At 43.0% G+C, this 14,786-nt stretch carries 16 protein-coding genes; 9 read left to right on the top strand and 7 right to left on the bottom strand.

Annotated elements, in window-relative coordinates; all coding sequences use genetic code 11:
• The first annotated feature begins 70 nt into the window (after positions 1–70).
• The 7 genes from B649_RS11695 to B649_RS11665 all read left to right on the top strand — a co-directional run bounded on the left by B649_RS11695 (position 71) and on the right by B649_RS11665 (position 8,587).
• Complete coding sequence (locus B649_RS11695) at positions 71–1,192, top strand: rhodanese-like domain-containing protein (RefSeq protein WP_015654733.1); 1,122 nt, start codon at positions 71–73, stop codon at positions 1,190–1,192.
• 10 nt (positions 1,193–1,202) lie between these two features.
• Positions 1,203–4,115, top strand: coding sequence for a molybdopterin-dependent oxidoreductase (locus B649_RS11690; RefSeq protein WP_015654732.1), 2,913 nt, complete (start codon positions 1,203–1,205; stop codon positions 4,113–4,115).
• A gap of 9 nt (positions 4,116–4,124) precedes the next feature.
• Positions 4,125–5,222 carry a 4Fe-4S dicluster domain-containing protein gene (locus B649_RS11685; protein WP_015654731.1) on the top strand — a complete coding sequence of 366 codons (1,098 nt, stop codon included), beginning with the start codon at positions 4,125–4,127 and terminating at the stop codon, positions 5,220–5,222.
• Positions 5,222–6,430, top strand: a complete 1,209-nt coding sequence (locus tag B649_RS11680; RefSeq protein WP_015654730.1) for an ethylbenzene dehydrogenase-related protein — start codon at positions 5,222–5,224, stop codon at positions 6,428–6,430. Before B649_RS11685 ends, B649_RS11680 begins: the two co-directional genes overlap by 1 nt.
• Positions 6,430–6,831, top strand: a complete 402-nt coding sequence (locus B649_RS11675) for a hypothetical protein (RefSeq protein WP_015654729.1) — start codon at positions 6,430–6,432, stop codon at positions 6,829–6,831. Before B649_RS11680 ends, B649_RS11675 begins: the two co-directional genes overlap by 1 nt.
• Before the next feature lie 105 nt (positions 6,832–6,936).
• A complete protein-coding gene (locus B649_RS11670) occupies positions 6,937–7,506 on the top strand; it encodes a molecular chaperone TorD family protein (RefSeq protein ID WP_015654728.1) in 570 nt (189 codons plus the stop codon).
• Positions 7,499–8,587, top strand: coding sequence for a 4Fe-4S binding protein (locus B649_RS11665; protein WP_015654727.1), 1,089 nt, complete (start codon positions 7,499–7,501; stop codon positions 8,585–8,587). The genes B649_RS11670 and B649_RS11665 overlap by 8 nt, the downstream gene beginning before the upstream one ends.
• A gap of 7 nt (positions 8,588–8,594) precedes the next feature.
• Here B649_RS11665 and B649_RS11660 read toward each other — a convergent pair whose 3' ends face one another.
• The 3 genes from B649_RS11660 to moaC are packed head-to-tail and all read right to left on the bottom strand — an operon-like array spanning position 8,595 to position 10,310.
• Entirely contained in the window at positions 8,595–9,578 is a 984-nt protein-coding gene (locus B649_RS11660; protein WP_015654726.1) for a DUF6781 family protein, read from the bottom strand.
• An 11-nt stretch (positions 9,579–9,589) separates the two neighbouring features.
• Positions 9,590–9,859 (bottom strand): DUF493 domain-containing protein, encoded by a 270-nt coding sequence (locus B649_RS11655; protein ID WP_015654725.1) that lies wholly within the window; start codon positions 9,857–9,859, stop codon positions 9,590–9,592.
• On the bottom strand, positions 9,840–10,310 hold the full coding sequence (gene moaC, locus B649_RS11650; RefSeq protein WP_015654724.1) for a cyclic pyranopterin monophosphate synthase MoaC: 471 nt from the start codon (positions 10,308–10,310) through the stop codon (positions 9,840–9,842). The genes B649_RS11655 and moaC overlap by 20 nt, the downstream gene beginning before the upstream one ends.
• A 287-nt stretch (positions 10,311–10,597) precedes the next feature.
• Between moaC and B649_RS11645 the strand changes: the two genes are divergently transcribed.
• A complete protein-coding gene (locus tag B649_RS11645; RefSeq protein WP_051013673.1) occupies positions 10,598–11,497 on the top strand; it encodes a hypothetical protein in 900 nt (299 codons plus the stop codon).
• A gap of 2 nt (positions 11,498–11,499) precedes the next feature.
• On the opposite strand, the gene mobA is transcribed toward B649_RS11645, so the two are convergent.
• Genes mobA through B649_RS11630 form a run of 3 tightly spaced genes read right to left on the bottom strand, consistent with a single transcriptional unit; the run spans position 11,500 to position 13,063 of the window.
• Positions 11,500–12,021 (bottom strand): molybdenum cofactor guanylyltransferase MobA, encoded by a 522-nt coding sequence (gene mobA / locus B649_RS11640; protein ID WP_291750906.1) that lies wholly within the window; start codon positions 12,019–12,021, stop codon positions 11,500–11,502.
• Between the two features lie 47 nt (positions 12,022–12,068).
• Positions 12,069–12,530, bottom strand: coding sequence for a DUF2780 domain-containing protein (locus B649_RS11635; RefSeq protein ID WP_015654721.1), 462 nt, complete (start codon positions 12,528–12,530; stop codon positions 12,069–12,071).
• Positions 12,531–12,580: 50 nt separating this feature from the next.
• Entirely contained in the window at positions 12,581–13,063 is a 483-nt protein-coding gene (locus B649_RS11630) for a PAS domain-containing protein (protein WP_015654720.1), read from the bottom strand.
• 98 nt (positions 13,064–13,161) lie between these two features.
• Here B649_RS11630 and B649_RS12675 point away from each other — a divergent pair, with 98 nt between their 5' ends.
• The gene (locus tag B649_RS12675; protein ID WP_291750905.1) at positions 13,162–13,356 is read left to right on the top strand and encodes a hypothetical protein; all 195 of its coding nucleotides are present in this window, start codon (positions 13,162–13,164) and stop codon (positions 13,354–13,356) included.
• Here the strand turns inward: B649_RS12675 and B649_RS11625 are convergent.
• Positions 13,325–14,518: a Fic family protein gene (locus B649_RS11625; RefSeq protein WP_015654719.1), complete on the bottom strand. Its 1,194-nt coding sequence runs from the start codon at positions 14,516–14,518 to the stop codon at positions 13,325–13,327. The genes B649_RS12675 and B649_RS11625 overlap by 32 nt on opposite strands.
• Positions 14,519–14,786: the final 268 nt, after the last annotated feature.

The raw sequence follows: 14,786 nt of genomic DNA, 5'->3' as shown, positions 1-14,786 counted from the left end.
ATAATGGAAGCGGTAATTCCGTAAATTAACGCACCAATGTGTGCAGATTCAAATAGAAGAAGGAGCACGGATGAACAGATTGCTAAGAACACTATGTGTTGCGGCATCACTGTCGGCATCGACCGTACTAATGGCAGCCGATGGGTATAAGGATAATAATATTCTTATCTCTGCCGAAGAAGCGGCCAAGCTGATTGGTAATCCAAAAGTGATGTTCGTATCGGGTGATAACGAAGATATATATAAATTGGGCCATATTAAAGGGTCGGTTGAGATGTACGCTCACCATCTACACCATTCAGAGATTGATGGTGAGATGCACTGTGCACCCCTTTATCGCTGTATCGATGATGCCGAAAAGTACATTGGAGGCAAAGGGGTTAGTAATGATATGACCATTATTGCGTACGATGACTTCAAAGGTCCGAATGCAACGGGTGTGTATTCATTTTTTGACAGCTACGGTCATAAAAATGTAAAAGTACTAAACGGCGGGCGTGCGGCTATGATGGCAGTCGATCCGGCTCAAAAAGAGTACGATGCTCTCAATAAAGAGCTAAAAGCAGCGACTAAAGCAGCAAAAGAGGCTAAAGAAGCATTGACAAAAGAGGGTGCTGACAAAGCTGCTCTTGATGCAACAATTGCCAAAGCACAAGCGGACAGCAAACTGTTGAAAGATAAAATGGCTGCAGTTGAAAAACGTCTCCTTGTCGTCAAAGGGGATGAAGTCTTAACGCCAAAAACCTATAAAATTGATCCTAAGAAAATCAAATGGAACGTAATTGCGGGTAAAGAAGAAGTGAAACACGCAATGGAAGATATCCTTAAAAACGGTAAAAAATCCAAATACGTCATTATCGATTCTCGCGGTATCGCTGAAGTCGTCGGTGAGCGGAAAGTGGATAACGTTGCACGCGGCGGGCACGTTCCGGGTGCAACATTTATCGAGTGGAGTCAAATCTCTGATGCTGATAAAAAGCTCTCTTTCAAATCAGCGGCTGAGATTCAAAAAGTATACGATAACTATGGTATTACACCGGATAAAATAATTTACGCATACTGTCACGTAGGTGCGGGACGAAGTTCGGAACATATTACGGCACTTCAATTGTTGGGTTACAAAAACGTCAAAGTATTCACAGGAAGCTGGGATGTTTGGGGTAACGACATGAACCTTCCGATTAAACGATAAGGCTAAGACTATGACAAAAGTAATGAACAATCAACGCCGTGACTTCCTGAAAGTTTCAGGGATGACGGCAGCGTTAGTAGCCTCACAAGGTTCACTATTCGCTAAAACCAATGTAATGTCAGTTGAAAACGGTAAAGAAAATTATCCGAATACCAACTATACTGAAGATATGTATCGTAACGAGTTTTCGTTTACTTATGGGAAGAAAGAGGAACACGGGTTTGCATACCACTGTGTTAACTGTCAAGGTAACTGTGCTTGGGAAGTTTGGTCTCATAACGGTGTTGTAACCCGTGAGAACCAATCGGCTCGTTATCCGGTAATCAATGCAAAAATCCCTGACTTTAATCCTCGCGGATGTAACAAAGGGGTACAGCATTCACAAGTCATGTACCAAAAAGACCGTATTCTTTACCCGATGGTTCGTGTCGGTGAACGCGGTGAAGGTAAATGGAAACGTATCAGCTGGGATGAAGCGGCTGAGCGTGTATGTCAAGAGATTTTCAATTGTATGACTGATCCTGAACGCGGTCCGGACAAATTGATGGTTCACGCCGGTACGGGTCTTCTTACTGAAGGTCGTCGCGGTGCCCCATTGCGTTTCTCGACACAGCTCGGTGCGATTCGTATTTACCCATCATCCTACCTCGGAGATATGTTCTCGGGTGCGGCGATTGCGTACGGTGAAGGTAACCTTGGTTGTACATGGGATTTCATGTATAACGTCGATACTGCGGTAATGTGGGGCGGAAATCCATCGGTTTCTCGTATTCCGGATGCTCACTTCGTGTGGGAAGGGAAATACAACGGGGCAAAAATCATCACGATTACCCCAGAGTTCAATGCAACGGCTAAATCATCCGATCTTTGGATCCCGATCAAAGCTGGTTCAGATAATATCCTTGCAATGGGTGTTATCAACGTTATTTTGAACGAAAAACTTTACAAACCAGAGTTTATGAAAACCTTGACCGATCTTCCGTTCTTGGTTGATACTAAAACTCAAAAAATGATCCGTCGCACCGACATGGAACATGCCGCGAATGATGAAGATCATCACAAATACAATGAAGAATTCTATTGTATGAATAAAGCAACCGGTAAAGTTGCATTGATGCCGGGTACTGAGGGGAGCAGTGAGAAATCACTCCGCCTTGATGATCACGGTATTGTTCCTGAACTCGAAGGGTCATGGACAATTAAAGATATGCACGGGCACGATCGTAACGTGACCACGGTATTCGAAATGCTCAAAAAATCAGCGGCAAAATTCAGCCCTGAATCGATCCAAGAAGTGACCGGTGTTCACCCTGATACGACTCGTCAGCTTGCACGTGATATCGCGATCCCTAAAGTCGTTGAGATCACAACCGGATTCTCGTTGAACAAATATTTCAACGGTGTAATGACCATTTGGAATATTGCGTCTATTTGTGGGTTGACAGGACGTATGGGACCATACGGCGGGATTAATACGGAAAATGAATTTACCCTCTCAGGTTTGGGTGCACTTTCTGGATTTAGCGGCAAATACAACGCACGTTTCGGATCAGGTTTCGTCGGTGAGTTCGTATTTGGTGACGGTATGAAAACGTTTGATCAATACTTCGGTGACGAAGACGTTAAACGCGCTCAAAACGGTATGTCTAAAAAAGAGTACATGGCGGTATTGGGCGAAATGCTTAAATCAGGTGAAAACGATAAAGTGAACCAAGCTTCTAAACACGGTAATGTGAATAAACCGTGGTGGCAGCCCGATTGTGCTCTGATCGTAGCCGACTCAAAATTCCGTCGTAATAAAGGGAATGAATATCGTAAAGCGTTCTTGAACAAAACGAAATTCTATGCGTATGTGGATTACCGTATGTCTGAAGCGGCACAATATGCTGACATCTTGCTTCCGGCGAAATCACACTATGAAGTGTATGACCTTCGTACTTCTCCGGGTTATCACCGTTTCACCAACTTGGCTCAGCCGGTTGCAAACATCAAAAACATCGGTGAATCGATGGATGAATGGTCAATGTTCACTTTCTTGGCTAAGAAAATGGAAGAGTTGGCAAACCGTTCCGAAAACATCTCTAAAGCAAAAGTTAAAGATCATCCGAAATTCGCGAAACCGGGTTTCCATGATTTGACTATTTTCCACAAAGAATTTACCAACACCGATGCCGAGTCTGAGGGTGCGGGTGAAGTCTACCTCGGAACCGATAAAATGGCAGTACAAGCGGCATTGGAAAAATGTGAGCAGTATGAGCCGTGGACGATGGAGAAAATGTACAAAGTGGGCGGTTTCTTGCTGATCAATGAAAAAGCGGCAAAATCATCTCCATTGTATTCTGACCGTCCGTTTAACTCGAACGAAGACCATTTGTATAAAATGGAGCGTTTAGAGACGGTTTCAGGTCGTCAAACATTCTACGTTGACCATGAGATGTACATCAAAATGGGTGCGGCAACCAACACAGGTATGGAAGGGATTCGTCCGCAGTCGAAAGACTATCCGTACGTGTTTATGACACCGCATGCTCGTTGGTCTATCCACTCGAACTACAAAACGTCACGTACGTTATTGCGTCTTCAGCGCGGCGTCCCTGCAGCACAAATTAACCGTGTGGTTGCAGAAGCTAAAGGGATTAAGGATGGTGAAACTATCCGCATTTACAATGCTCTCGGCGAGTTCTATGCGATGGCGAAACTCTCTTCATCTGCACCGGCAGATGGGTTGGTTCTTGAACATGGATGGGAACCGTACATGTATTTGAAAAACAAAGGGCACAATGAAGTTGTACCAACGTCATTGAATCTGCTTGAGATGGCTGATGGATGGGGGCACTTGAAATTTGGTGGCCTATGGGATGGTAATCAGTACGCTTATGATGGCGCCGTGAATTACGAAAAAGCAAAAGACGTACAGTATTAAGGGGTTTAGATGTCTAAAAGACAATTAGCAATGGTAATGGACCTGAACAAATGTATCGGGTGCCAAACATGTACCGTAGCATGTAAAACGCAATGGACGAACCGTAACGGTCGTGAATATATGTATTGGAATAACGTTGAGACCTATCCAGGTACCGGTTATCCAAAAAACTGGATGGAACTTGGCGGCGGATTTGACGCTGCAGGTGACCTTCAGCCGGGTGTAATCCCTAACCTCGAAGCCGATTACGGGGTACCTTGGGATTACAACTACGAATCATTGATGGGCGGACAAAGCGACAGCAACCATTTTCATCCGCACGTTTCTCCAACATGGGGACCGAACTGGGATGAGGACGAAGGTGCGGGTGCATTCCCGCAAGACAACTATTTCTTCTATTTGCCGCGTATTTGTAACCATTGTACAAATCCGGGCTGTTTGAGTGCGTGTCCTCGTGATGCGATTTTCAAACGTGAAGAAGACGGGGTTGTATTGGTTGACTTGGATCGTTGTCAAGGTTACCGCTACTGTATCGCGGGATGTCCATACAAAAAGATCTATTTCAATCCGAAAATCTCTAAATCAGAGAAATGTATCCTTTGTTTCCCACGTATTGAGCAGGGCTTGCCACCGGCATGTGCGCAACAATGTGTCGGACGTATCCGTTTTGTCGGATTCTTGGATGATGAAGAATCGCAAGTCCACAAATTGGTACACAAATACAAAGTAGCGTTGGGTCTTCGTTCAGACTACGGTACGCAACCAAACGTATACTATATCCCTCCGACCGAATCTCCGGCGAAATTTGACGCTGAGGGTAAAATCATCGAGGGCTCAACCCGTCTTCCGATTGGCGAACTTGAAAAATTGTTCGGACCGGAAGTTCATGCTGCGATTAAAACACTTAAAGCGGAGATGAAAAAGCGTAAAGAGACCGGTGTAAGTGAGCTTATGGATCTATTGATCGCATACCAACACTCCGATATGTTCCGTTTGGACAACAACTACTACCAACAAGTAGCGAAAGAGAATAAACGTAACCCATTGGCTCCGGTCGATACACGTTACATCGCCGGTAAGTTTACAAAAGCTGGAGGACACCACTAATGAAAAAGCTTCTTACAACTATTCTTTCATTGGGTCTTGCCGCTTCTGCGGCACTCGCGGCTGATCCCGCGATTACAGCACTAAAAGTATCTGAACCTTTGGATACGATTAAAGCTGATTCGGCTGTATGGTCAAAAGCAAAGTTTGAAACCGTAATGCTTTATCCGCAAACCGCAATCTATATGAACGATAAAAAAGCCAATTCGCTTCCTGAAAATGTAAATCCAAAAGCAAAAAAAGCACAGGTTGCTGCCCTTTATGATGGCAAAAACATTGCCTTGCTTGTTAAATGGGCTGACGGTACGAAAGATGTGCAATCGAATGTCTCGACAACCTCTTACAGTGACGGTTTTGCCGTTCAATTTGCTGGGGTAACGAAAGTACCACAAGTACTTCCATACATCGGTATGGGTTCAACCGGCCGTCCGGTAGTCGTACACCTCCAAAAAGCAATGGAGAAAGTGTACGAGCCAAACGGTAATAAAGACGTTGCTCATCAGATCAATCGCCAGCAAACGGGAGTATTTGGTCAAGAACTGGCTGAATTCGACGCGAAAGTGGCAGCTTTGGCAAATCACGACTATGAGAAAGTTTTTGTCGGTGAAGGGTACCGTTCTTTGACAGAAATTAAAGACGGATCTGTCAAATCAAGCTCAGCTATGACGTATGCAGCGAACGGCTGGAGTGGAACACTGAGCCGTCCTCTTAAAGACGAATATGTAAACTTGAACGGTACCGTTCCTGTATCGATCGCCGTATGGGACGGTACAAAAATGGGACGTAACGGTATCAAAAACTTAAGCCCATGGATTGCTATTAATCTTGAGGGGCAAAAATCGAATGCAGCAATGCTCGCCGAATTGTCAACTGATTCAAAAGGTAATGTGGCAAAAGGTAAAGAAGCGGCTGCCGCAAACGGATGTAACGGATGTCACCAAATCGAGACGGTTGATCCGACGTCATTTTTGGCACCGTCACTGAAATATGTCGGGGGTTACTCTTCAGTTGCCTATTTACGTGAGTCAATCGTAAAACCCTCAGCCGTTGTCGTGCCGGGGTATAACCGCAATGCACATGCCAATACCCCTTGGTACAATATCGAAAAAGGGAAACGTGTTTCTACGATGACCGATTATGGTTTCTTGGACAAAGATACGGTTGAGAATATCGTAGCGTATCTCAAATCTCTCAAAGCGGAGGTAGAATAATGAAAAAGCTGTTATTGCTATGCGCTGCACTGGTATTTAGTGCATTCGCCAATGAGCCAGAAGAGTTTGAAGGTCTCCTAACAACTCCGGGATGTGCCGCTCAAGGTGCATTTGCCGATTGTTATTTGGAAAACTATGTGTGCGGGTCAGACGGATGTTTTCGTACAACTGAAGCCGGTGTAACGACAAAAGATGCGAAATATGCATTGTATCAACACGCTACCGGTAAAGTTTATACCATTGACACCACTAAACTGAAACTTTCTGAAATGCGAGAAGGGATCAATAAAAACGGCGTTATTGTTATCGGTACACTTGATACTGCTACCAATACGATTAAAGCAACTGAGTTTAAGTCTCCTCCACCGCCGAAAAAATCGTTTTTTAAAGGGTGTTTATAAGCACCTTTCTAACCCCGTTGGGGTTAGAATCTTAATTGTCCAAACTTTGCTGTCTTAAAGTCCTCCTATGACACAATCCCTTACTTTTTTTTAGGAACATTTTGAATGAATAACGAATACCGACTTTATATTTATGCTTTTTTGTCTCGCGTCATGAGCGATACCCCTGACCGTCGTTTTATCCATGATCTCAAAAATAATGCATCACTCTTAGAGATTATAGGTGAAGAGACAGAGAGATGGATTAGCTCTTCAGAGATAGAAGAGATATACGATCAACTCAATACGGATTACACCTCAATGTATATCCTTAATACCCAGCCGGTAGAGTCGTTTGTCCTCGATGCGAAGAATGAGACGCTAGTAGGGCTTCAAAATCCTGTTATGGGATTTTATTTTACCCATGGATTTGAAGTCAACATGGATCAAACGCAGATTATGGCACCGGATCATTTGGGAATCGAGTTTGCCTTTATGCAAACACTGGTTTATCGAAATGAAGAAAAGTCGCAATTTGAATTTTTAGATCAGCATATATTTCCATGGGTAGTTCCGTATATGATGGGGATGAAGAGTATGGCGGATACGCCGTTTTATCGGGATATGTGTGATTTTATCATCGAATTTTTAAGTGCTGACTATGAGTATTTGTCTCAAGGATCACAGAATGGGTAACATTAATTTTGTTCAAAAAAGCAACCTTTTTAGCTATACGGCAACCCGTTGTTTACGAAATGAGTATTATCACAACGATTGTACAATCTGTATCGATCTTTGTCCTAAAGGGGCTTTTCATATCGTCCGTAACAAGCTGACACTTTTTGAAAATGAGTGTGTCGAATGTGCAGGGTGTATCGGAAGCTGTCCAAGCGAGGCGCTGGAGATCGAGAGTTTCGATCCGAACGGCTACGCTGCATCGTACCAGCATATCGAAGAGGCACCGACGCTATCGTGTAAAGTTACGACACCGTGTTTGGGTGTTTTTGATGTTGAGCATTTTACGGTTATGGCATTGCGAGGTGAGCGAAACGTAACGTGTGATATGAGCCACTGTAGCGGATGTGTTCTTAATGAAAACGGAAAGTTGGAAACATCAATTCGTGAGAAGATCACGGTGACAAACCAGTTTTTAGAGACGATTCAAAAGCCTCATCGTATTGAAACCATTGATGAAAAAGAGGAGCAAGCAGATCGTCGTGCCCTTTTTAGAAAAGGGTTTGAAAAAGTAAAAGAGTCTTTGGTTGAGGAGTCAGTTGCTCATGTTTCGATGACAACAGCCCATCATAAGCTCCCTGATCAGAAGATGCCGCTCAAACGCATTTTGCTTAAAAACTCTCTCAAAGAGATTGTTGTGGGGCTAGAGCAAACAGAGTTTAAAGAGAGCAGTCCGCTGTTTTTTAATAAACAAATTAATTTTGAAACCTGTACCAACTGCGGAGACTGCACCCAGTTTTGTCCTACCGATGCACTTTTTCCAACCAGTGATAAACAGGGGATTTATTTTTCTCAGGGCAAATGCATCGGATGCGGTATTTGTGAGGATATCTGTAAACCCAAAGCGATTAGTGCCAAAGAGGGCTTTGATTTGGTGAGTGTGGCGTATGAGCGCTCAGAACAGCTGGTTCGTTATGAGATGGTAACGTGTCATGAGTGCCGCTGTCCTTACCCCTACAAAGGGGGCGATCCGATCTGTGATCGTTGTAGCAGTTTTATGGTCAATCACGCCAATATGTTTACGTTAGCGCGGGATATGTAATCCGCGCTTACTTTTTATCCATCGCGTCTTTTGCACCTTTAAGGGCACCTTGCATCGTTGATTTTGCAACACTCCACGCTCGTACCCCCATCGCTTTTGCATCCTGAGCCGATTTTGAGTTGAGAATTTTTGCACTTTTTTCAGAGACGTTACGGGTTAGTTTTGAAAGACGATTTCGCAGAAGTTCAACGGTCTCTTTGGAAAGATGTTTGATCTCTTCGGTATCGAACCGGATATCATCGCTGATAGCTTCTAAACGCCCGATCATGACCGATGAATTACGGTTTTTTAGGGAGTGGATCACTTGGGTGAAAAGGGTATCAATATTATCGAGCTCTTCTTCAATCGTTTTGTACTCGGCACGGTAAAGGGCTTTTACCTCTTCAGGAACGTAGAGGAGGTATTGATGGAACTTTTCGATCGATTTGTAAAGCGCTGAGCGGATACCGAGCAAGGTGCCGCGTAAAATGCTCTCCGCTTGGTTTGGTGTTGCTTCTGCCAGGTTTAATGCGCTTTGGAGGATACTTCCTAAGATTCGTCGAATACGAACGGCATTAAGGACATTGGCATTAAGGGTTTCAAAGGTGATCTCTTTGATGATTTCATGGAGTGTTTCTTCAATGTCGGAACCTTTTTCAAGGGTTGTGATAATGGCACTTTCAATCATCTCCTCGAGAATATCGAGAAGATCGACGGATTGAATCTTGATTTGGTGGAGTTTCTCCAGCATCGTCTCGTTTTCACCAAATAATTTTTCCAATATATCAAAAAAGCGGTATTTTAATTGTTGAAGTTCATCGCTTTTTCGGGAAATGTGACGCTCAATCTGCTCTTTTTGAGCCATGAGATCTTCGAGCTCATTGTGAAAAGAGCGGGTGGATTCTTTTAAAAAAGCAGTCGTATACTCACGCAACTCTTGTATGGGCATATCAGGGATATTTTGGGCTGAAAAATGCTCTTGGATATCCGTCGTATATGTGTCTGTATTCATTGTTTGATCCTTTAGAGTACCATTTTAACGTGTTGATGAGCTTTGAGTGTTTCATAAAAATAGGTACGTTCGTCCTCATTATGCACCAAGAGTTCTAAGTTCATGCTGATGTACTTTCCCCCTTTACTGGTGTTTGAGGGGTTGAGAGTATAGTGACGTTCGGTAAAGATTTCCATCACGGCGATCTCGATACCGGCACGCTCAAATCCGACTACTTTATAGCACCAGTTGCATGGATACTCTAACTTTAGTTTTTCGGTTTCATCGTTGATAATCACCACTTTTGCCTCCTGATTTTGTTTCAAGTTGAATCGGACCGATCACCATCCCTTTATCGATGGCTTTGAGCATGTCATAGATCGTGAGCAATCCGATACTTGTTCCGGTCAATGCTTCCATCTCGACCCCTGTCTGACCGCTCAGTTTTGCAGTAACACTCAGGCGGAATCCCGGTAATTCGGGAAGCTCATCAATGTCGCAGTTGACACCGCTGAGGTTGAGCGGGTGGCACATCGGGATAATATCTGAGGTTTTTTTCGTCCCCATTATGGCGGCAATTACGGCGGTTTGAAGGACAGGCCCTTTTTTTGCGGTTTGTTGGATGACTGCATCAAATGCGTCTTGACTCATTGTAATCAGTCCACTGGCAACTGCTACACGCGATGTGGTATTTTTATCAGAGACATCGACCATTTTTGGACGGTCACGCTCATCGAGATGGGTTAAATTCATGTATGTACCCTAATAATCTTTTTATTATTATAGCTTAGAGTTGTAAATCGGGCATTGATTAAAAAATAACCATATTGTTGATAAAAAATGGGCTATAGTTTTGTCATGAGATTTTGGTGGTGCTAAAGGATAGTACGTAATTCCGAAATGTTCATAAAACCTCCTTCAAGATTCCTAAGGATTGCCCTGCAGTGATGACTACAGTGCGGGGCAAGACTGATAACTATAATTACACAATTAATTCGCCTTGAAAAGGCAAAAACTAAAAAATAAATTATAAGTGAAAAATGATGCAAAATTTAGTACGAAGCTATGCCGCAAATGCCCCGTTGATCGAAAAATTTATCCTTACTTCCTTAGGTCGAGTCAGTTTAAAAACTTTCAATGTACAGCTTGCCGAGCGTCTTTATAAAACATTTCCGAGTTTGGAACTCATTTACAAATGCGATGAAGGATTTGTCCAAAATTCACCCAATATTTATGCGGATCGTGAAGAGGGACACCATGCCGGAATCGATCGTGCCTATTTGGTTGATGAGGTGGCTATCCAAAAAGGGTGCCAGGTCAGTGAACCCTATATCTCAACTGCAACCGGGCATTTGTGTATAACGGTTATTTATGCAGTTTCAGACGGGTATCTGTTTTTGGATTTCCGGGTACGGAGTTTGTTAGAGAGATTTGATCTGATTGAGAAAAATGATGTATTTAAACGGATCAATCGCTCATCGTATGCGGTTATCGGCGGCGGATTACTCTTTTTTGGGGTATTTGTTGTGCTGTACGGCTTTTATACTTTTATCGGATATTTGGTTGGAAGTGAACCTCTCAGTATGGATACGGTTTTTAAACCGATTATCGCTTTAACGCTGGGACTTGCCGTTTACGATTTAGGGAAAACGATTTTCGAGCAGGAGGTATTACCGCGAACCCAGCATGTCAGTGATGCGTTTAATGCTAAAACACTGCTCAATTTCTCCGTTTCGATCATTATCGCTTTATTGATTGAGGCCCTTTTGGTTGTCTTTAAGATCGCGCTTCATGATTATAAAGATTTACCGTATGCATCGACGCTTATCGCGGCATTGGCATTTTTACTGTTGGTGTTTGCCGTCTTTATCTATTTGGTACGAAAAAGTGAAAAAGAACCGTGCAAAAGATGTGAGGAAGAGGAGAAAATGAATGTTTAGCGTTAAATACGTTTAAGTGCCTCTTGGTACTCGTGCGGATGGTTGAGGTTAGCAAACGGCTCTTCATCCGTAAATTCAACGTAAAGCGTATTAGAAGAGGCAAGGAGTTTGCCCAATCGGTGATCCCCTTCGGCTAGCATCCGTTCAAACTCTTCGAAAAGAGATCGGTGGTAGATTCCGCACAGCGGATGGCTTCCTGTTTTTGTTGTGGCGATTACTGCATCCAACTCTTCACTATCCGAATCAATCAATTTTTGAAATATCGATGCATCCACAAAAGGTGTATCGACACTTAAAACCATTATCCGATCATCGTTGATTGCTTTAAAAGCACTGACAAATCCTGCCGTAGGGGCATAATCAACTTCAATCGGATCGAGAATAAATTCTGCCTTAAAAGAGAACTTGTCAGCGCTTTTGGTTGAGATGGCTACATGCGCAAAGAGTTGGGTGAGGCGTTGGTATTGAAACTCGCTCAGCGATGAGAACCCTCCGAAGGGGAGGAGCGATTTATCCTCACCCATCCGAGAGCTTTTACCGCCTGCAAAAATAATGCATGGAAGAGAGAACATTATTGAGCAAACGCTGCGGTGAGGATTTTATCCATACCCGGAGTTGCACCGCTTTGAAGATACTCAAGAACCAAGGGCGAGAATTTATCGATCATCGAGGCGTCCATCCCTAAAAATGAGAATTGAGAGCCCAAAGAGCCTAGTCCGAGTAAACCGGCAGGTGCGGCATTGAGAAGTGTGGATGCTTGGGGTACTTGCTTGGTAAGAGCTGCGAAATCGGTTGGTTTCATGTTCCCTTTCGCATCATTAATCACGGCTGCTGCTCCTCCGATCGCTTGGGTCGGCGTAACACCGAGGGTTGTCGTGATGTTTTTAATCAACGGGTTAGAGGTGAGGGTGCTATCGGCGATAGGGGCAGCGCTTTGGGCTACGGGAGCAATGCTTTGCATAAGTGAACCGAAATCCAATGCATTCGCATTGGAAACCAAAAGCAATAAAGCGGCGAGAGTAAGTGAACGCATGGTAATCTCCATCTATACTATTTTTTGAATTATAACGGGATACCCGTTATCTAAAGAGCTATCACATTATTGTGAATACTTTGAATGCTTACCCGATTGGCAATTTCAGCTTTAAAAAGTAATTTTTGTTCTTCTTCGATAAGTTTACTGTATCTTTGTTGAACTTGTGCGACGGTCTCTATATCGGGAGCTGTTTTAGATAAGATGAAGCGGATAGGAACCCCGCTCTCATCAACTACAGGCACAATGTGCAGTTTTACCCAGCAGCTTTGAGCTTCTTTGTACCGATATTTAACATACCCTTGCCATGAAATATTATGACTTATGGTATCCCACATGGTTGTATAGATACTTTTGGGCATATCAGGATGGCGTAAAATTTTATGCGAAACTCCTATTAGTTCACTTTTTTCATAGCCGGATATTTCATAAAAAGTTCGATTGGCATATGTAATCGTATCAAACTTGTCAATTTCAATAATCATCGGTGTACCGGCATAACAAACAGAGTTATCAAAAGAATTGTAAATCACGCTTTTCTCCTTTTATGGATGTCGTCAAGTTATTGACAAGTAATACGTGAAGTATAAAAAAACAATGTGAGTGGATTGTCGCATTTTGATGGGTGCACGTGAGGGGGAGGGAAAATCTCTATAGCGATAAACCCTTCATCATCGTCGCGTGGTTTTCGACCCGTTTTATCATCGATGTTCATATACTGGAGCCGATGATGATCGGCGAGGAAGATACTCAAATATTTACTCAGCGGTTGGAAGAGGTTATTAAAAAGGCGTTCACCCTTTATCGGGTATCAAATCTGGCATAAGTTTCGATGCGAAAAATGCGTTGAATTTTAATCGTATATCCCCTCTTGGAGAATCGGTAGTTAGATAGTCCATTTCCAATAATTTCTTAATCAATGACGAAGCGGTTCGTTGGCTTTTGCCGATAGTTTTTTCAACTTCGCCTCGCGCTAGTTCCCCGACAAGAAGCAGTTTATTAAACAGCATCTCGCTATTTTGGGGGAGAGGTTCGATGTTGTACATCCCTTTTTGAGAAAACTCCACGAATCTTTCGATTCTCGCACTCAGTGTACTGAGCTTTAAGCTTTCATCCATAAATCGAATCTGATCGAGTGCGCTCTCCAACATAAAGTGCAAATAATATTTTAATCCCCGTAAGGACAAATCACCGTTTCCATCCGTCGCGCCTTGGCGAATCATATCGGCATGGGAGAGATATTTTTGGTAGCCGCTTACGTCTCGCGCTAAGCCCCGCGAAATATTCCATAACCCGTATCCATGAAGATTCATACTTTTTAAAAGGGCATCGAAATAAAGCCTAGAGACCCTGCCGTTTCCGTCTAAAAACGGGTGAATCCATGTAAGTCTGTGGTGTGCGGATAATGCGCATAAAAGCTGCATCGCTTTGGTTGTATTGTGAGCGTATTGACGATACATTTTCTCGAAATATCCAAAAATCATCTCAATTTCTTCGTTTGGAGGGGCGATATGGTTGCCTACTTGTACATCATTGGCGCGGAATTTCCCCGGAACCATTTGTAGAGTATGATCCTCATGTGTAATCGTCAAAAATGACTCCATCCCCTCTTGGGTATAGAAATAGTGATGAATTTCTCGAACAAAATTGCGATCATATACCTCGTTTTGGATAGATAGCTTTTCAATATGGCGTTGTGTCTGTATGTGTGCCAAAGAGAGCTTCTGCAACGATTTTTGAGACGAATTAGATGAAAAGTCTTGACGCATTGCTTTTTCAATATCGATGGGGTGGGTGCTTTGCGCTTCGATTCGGTTGGAATAATAGCTGTTGGTCACACGCAGAAGCTCTTGGATTGCTTCAATATTATGGATATTGAGACCTCCCGCTATCTGTGCGCTTTCGATACACACTTGCTCAGAGAGAATCAATAGTTCATGATCAAATACACCGTTGATGTCGATGGGTAATAGCGGAGATATTTTCATTGTGACCCCTTTTGGAAAGTATACATCATTGCCACTAATTTTGCAAGTAGTAACAAGCAAATTCATTCCTATTTTATGGCTATTTAAACAAAATATGTACCTAGTTTATAATAGTAAATTGCCACTATTTATACATCACTATTTTCTAAATCGTGCCAAATTTATCGTTATAAAATAACATTTCAAGTAAAATTATATGAATTATGAGTTTGTGTCGCTTCCTATATTGGGTAAGTGTTTACTCAGCAGTTGGAAGAGGTTATTAAAA

Source organism: Candidatus Sulfuricurvum sp. RIFRC-1, from assembly GCF_000310245.1.
GTDB lineage: Bacteria > Campylobacterota > Campylobacteria > Campylobacterales > Sulfurimonadaceae > Sulfuricurvum.
Note: the sequence above shows the minus strand (reverse complement) of the source record. Positions and strands in the feature narration are given on the sequence as shown.

Excerpts from the sequence above, each read along its gene's own strand:
- mobA (WP_291750906.1), bottom strand. The coding sequence starts at position 12,021 with ATGGGTGAGGATAAATCGCTCCTCCCCTTCGGAGGGTTCTCATCGCTG.
- B649_RS11675 (WP_015654729.1), top strand. The coding sequence starts at position 6,430 with ATGAAAAAGCTGTTATTGCTATGCGCTGCACTGGTATTTAGTGCATTC.
- B649_RS11665 (WP_015654727.1), top strand. The coding sequence starts at position 7,499 with ATGGGTAACATTAATTTTGTTCAAAAAAGCAACCTTTTTAGCTATACG.
- B649_RS11660 (WP_015654726.1), bottom strand. The coding sequence starts at position 9,578 with ATGAATACAGACACATATACGACGGATATCCAAGAGCATTTTTCAGCC.
- B649_RS11690 (WP_015654732.1), top strand. The coding sequence starts at position 1,203 with ATGACAAAAGTAATGAACAATCAACGCCGTGACTTCCTGAAAGTTTCA.
- B649_RS11685 (WP_015654731.1), top strand. The coding sequence starts at position 4,125 with ATGTCTAAAAGACAATTAGCAATGGTAATGGACCTGAACAAATGTATC.
- moaC (WP_015654724.1), bottom strand. The coding sequence starts at position 10,310 with ATGAATTTAACCCATCTCGATGAGCGTGACCGTCCAAAAATGGTCGAT.
- B649_RS11695 (WP_015654733.1), top strand. The coding sequence starts at position 71 with ATGAACAGATTGCTAAGAACACTATGTGTTGCGGCATCACTGTCGGCA.
- B649_RS11625 (WP_015654719.1), bottom strand. The coding sequence starts at position 14,518 with ATGAAAATATCTCCGCTATTACCCATCGACATCAACGGTGTATTTGAT.
- B649_RS11635 (WP_015654721.1), bottom strand. The coding sequence starts at position 12,530 with ATGCGTTCACTTACTCTCGCCGCTTTATTGCTTTTGGTTTCCAATGCG.
- B649_RS11680 (WP_015654730.1), top strand. The coding sequence starts at position 5,222 with ATGAAAAAGCTTCTTACAACTATTCTTTCATTGGGTCTTGCCGCTTCT.
- B649_RS11670 (WP_015654728.1), top strand. The coding sequence starts at position 6,937 with ATGAATAACGAATACCGACTTTATATTTATGCTTTTTTGTCTCGCGTC.
- B649_RS11645 (WP_051013673.1), top strand. The coding sequence starts at position 10,598 with ATGATGCAAAATTTAGTACGAAGCTATGCCGCAAATGCCCCGTTGATC.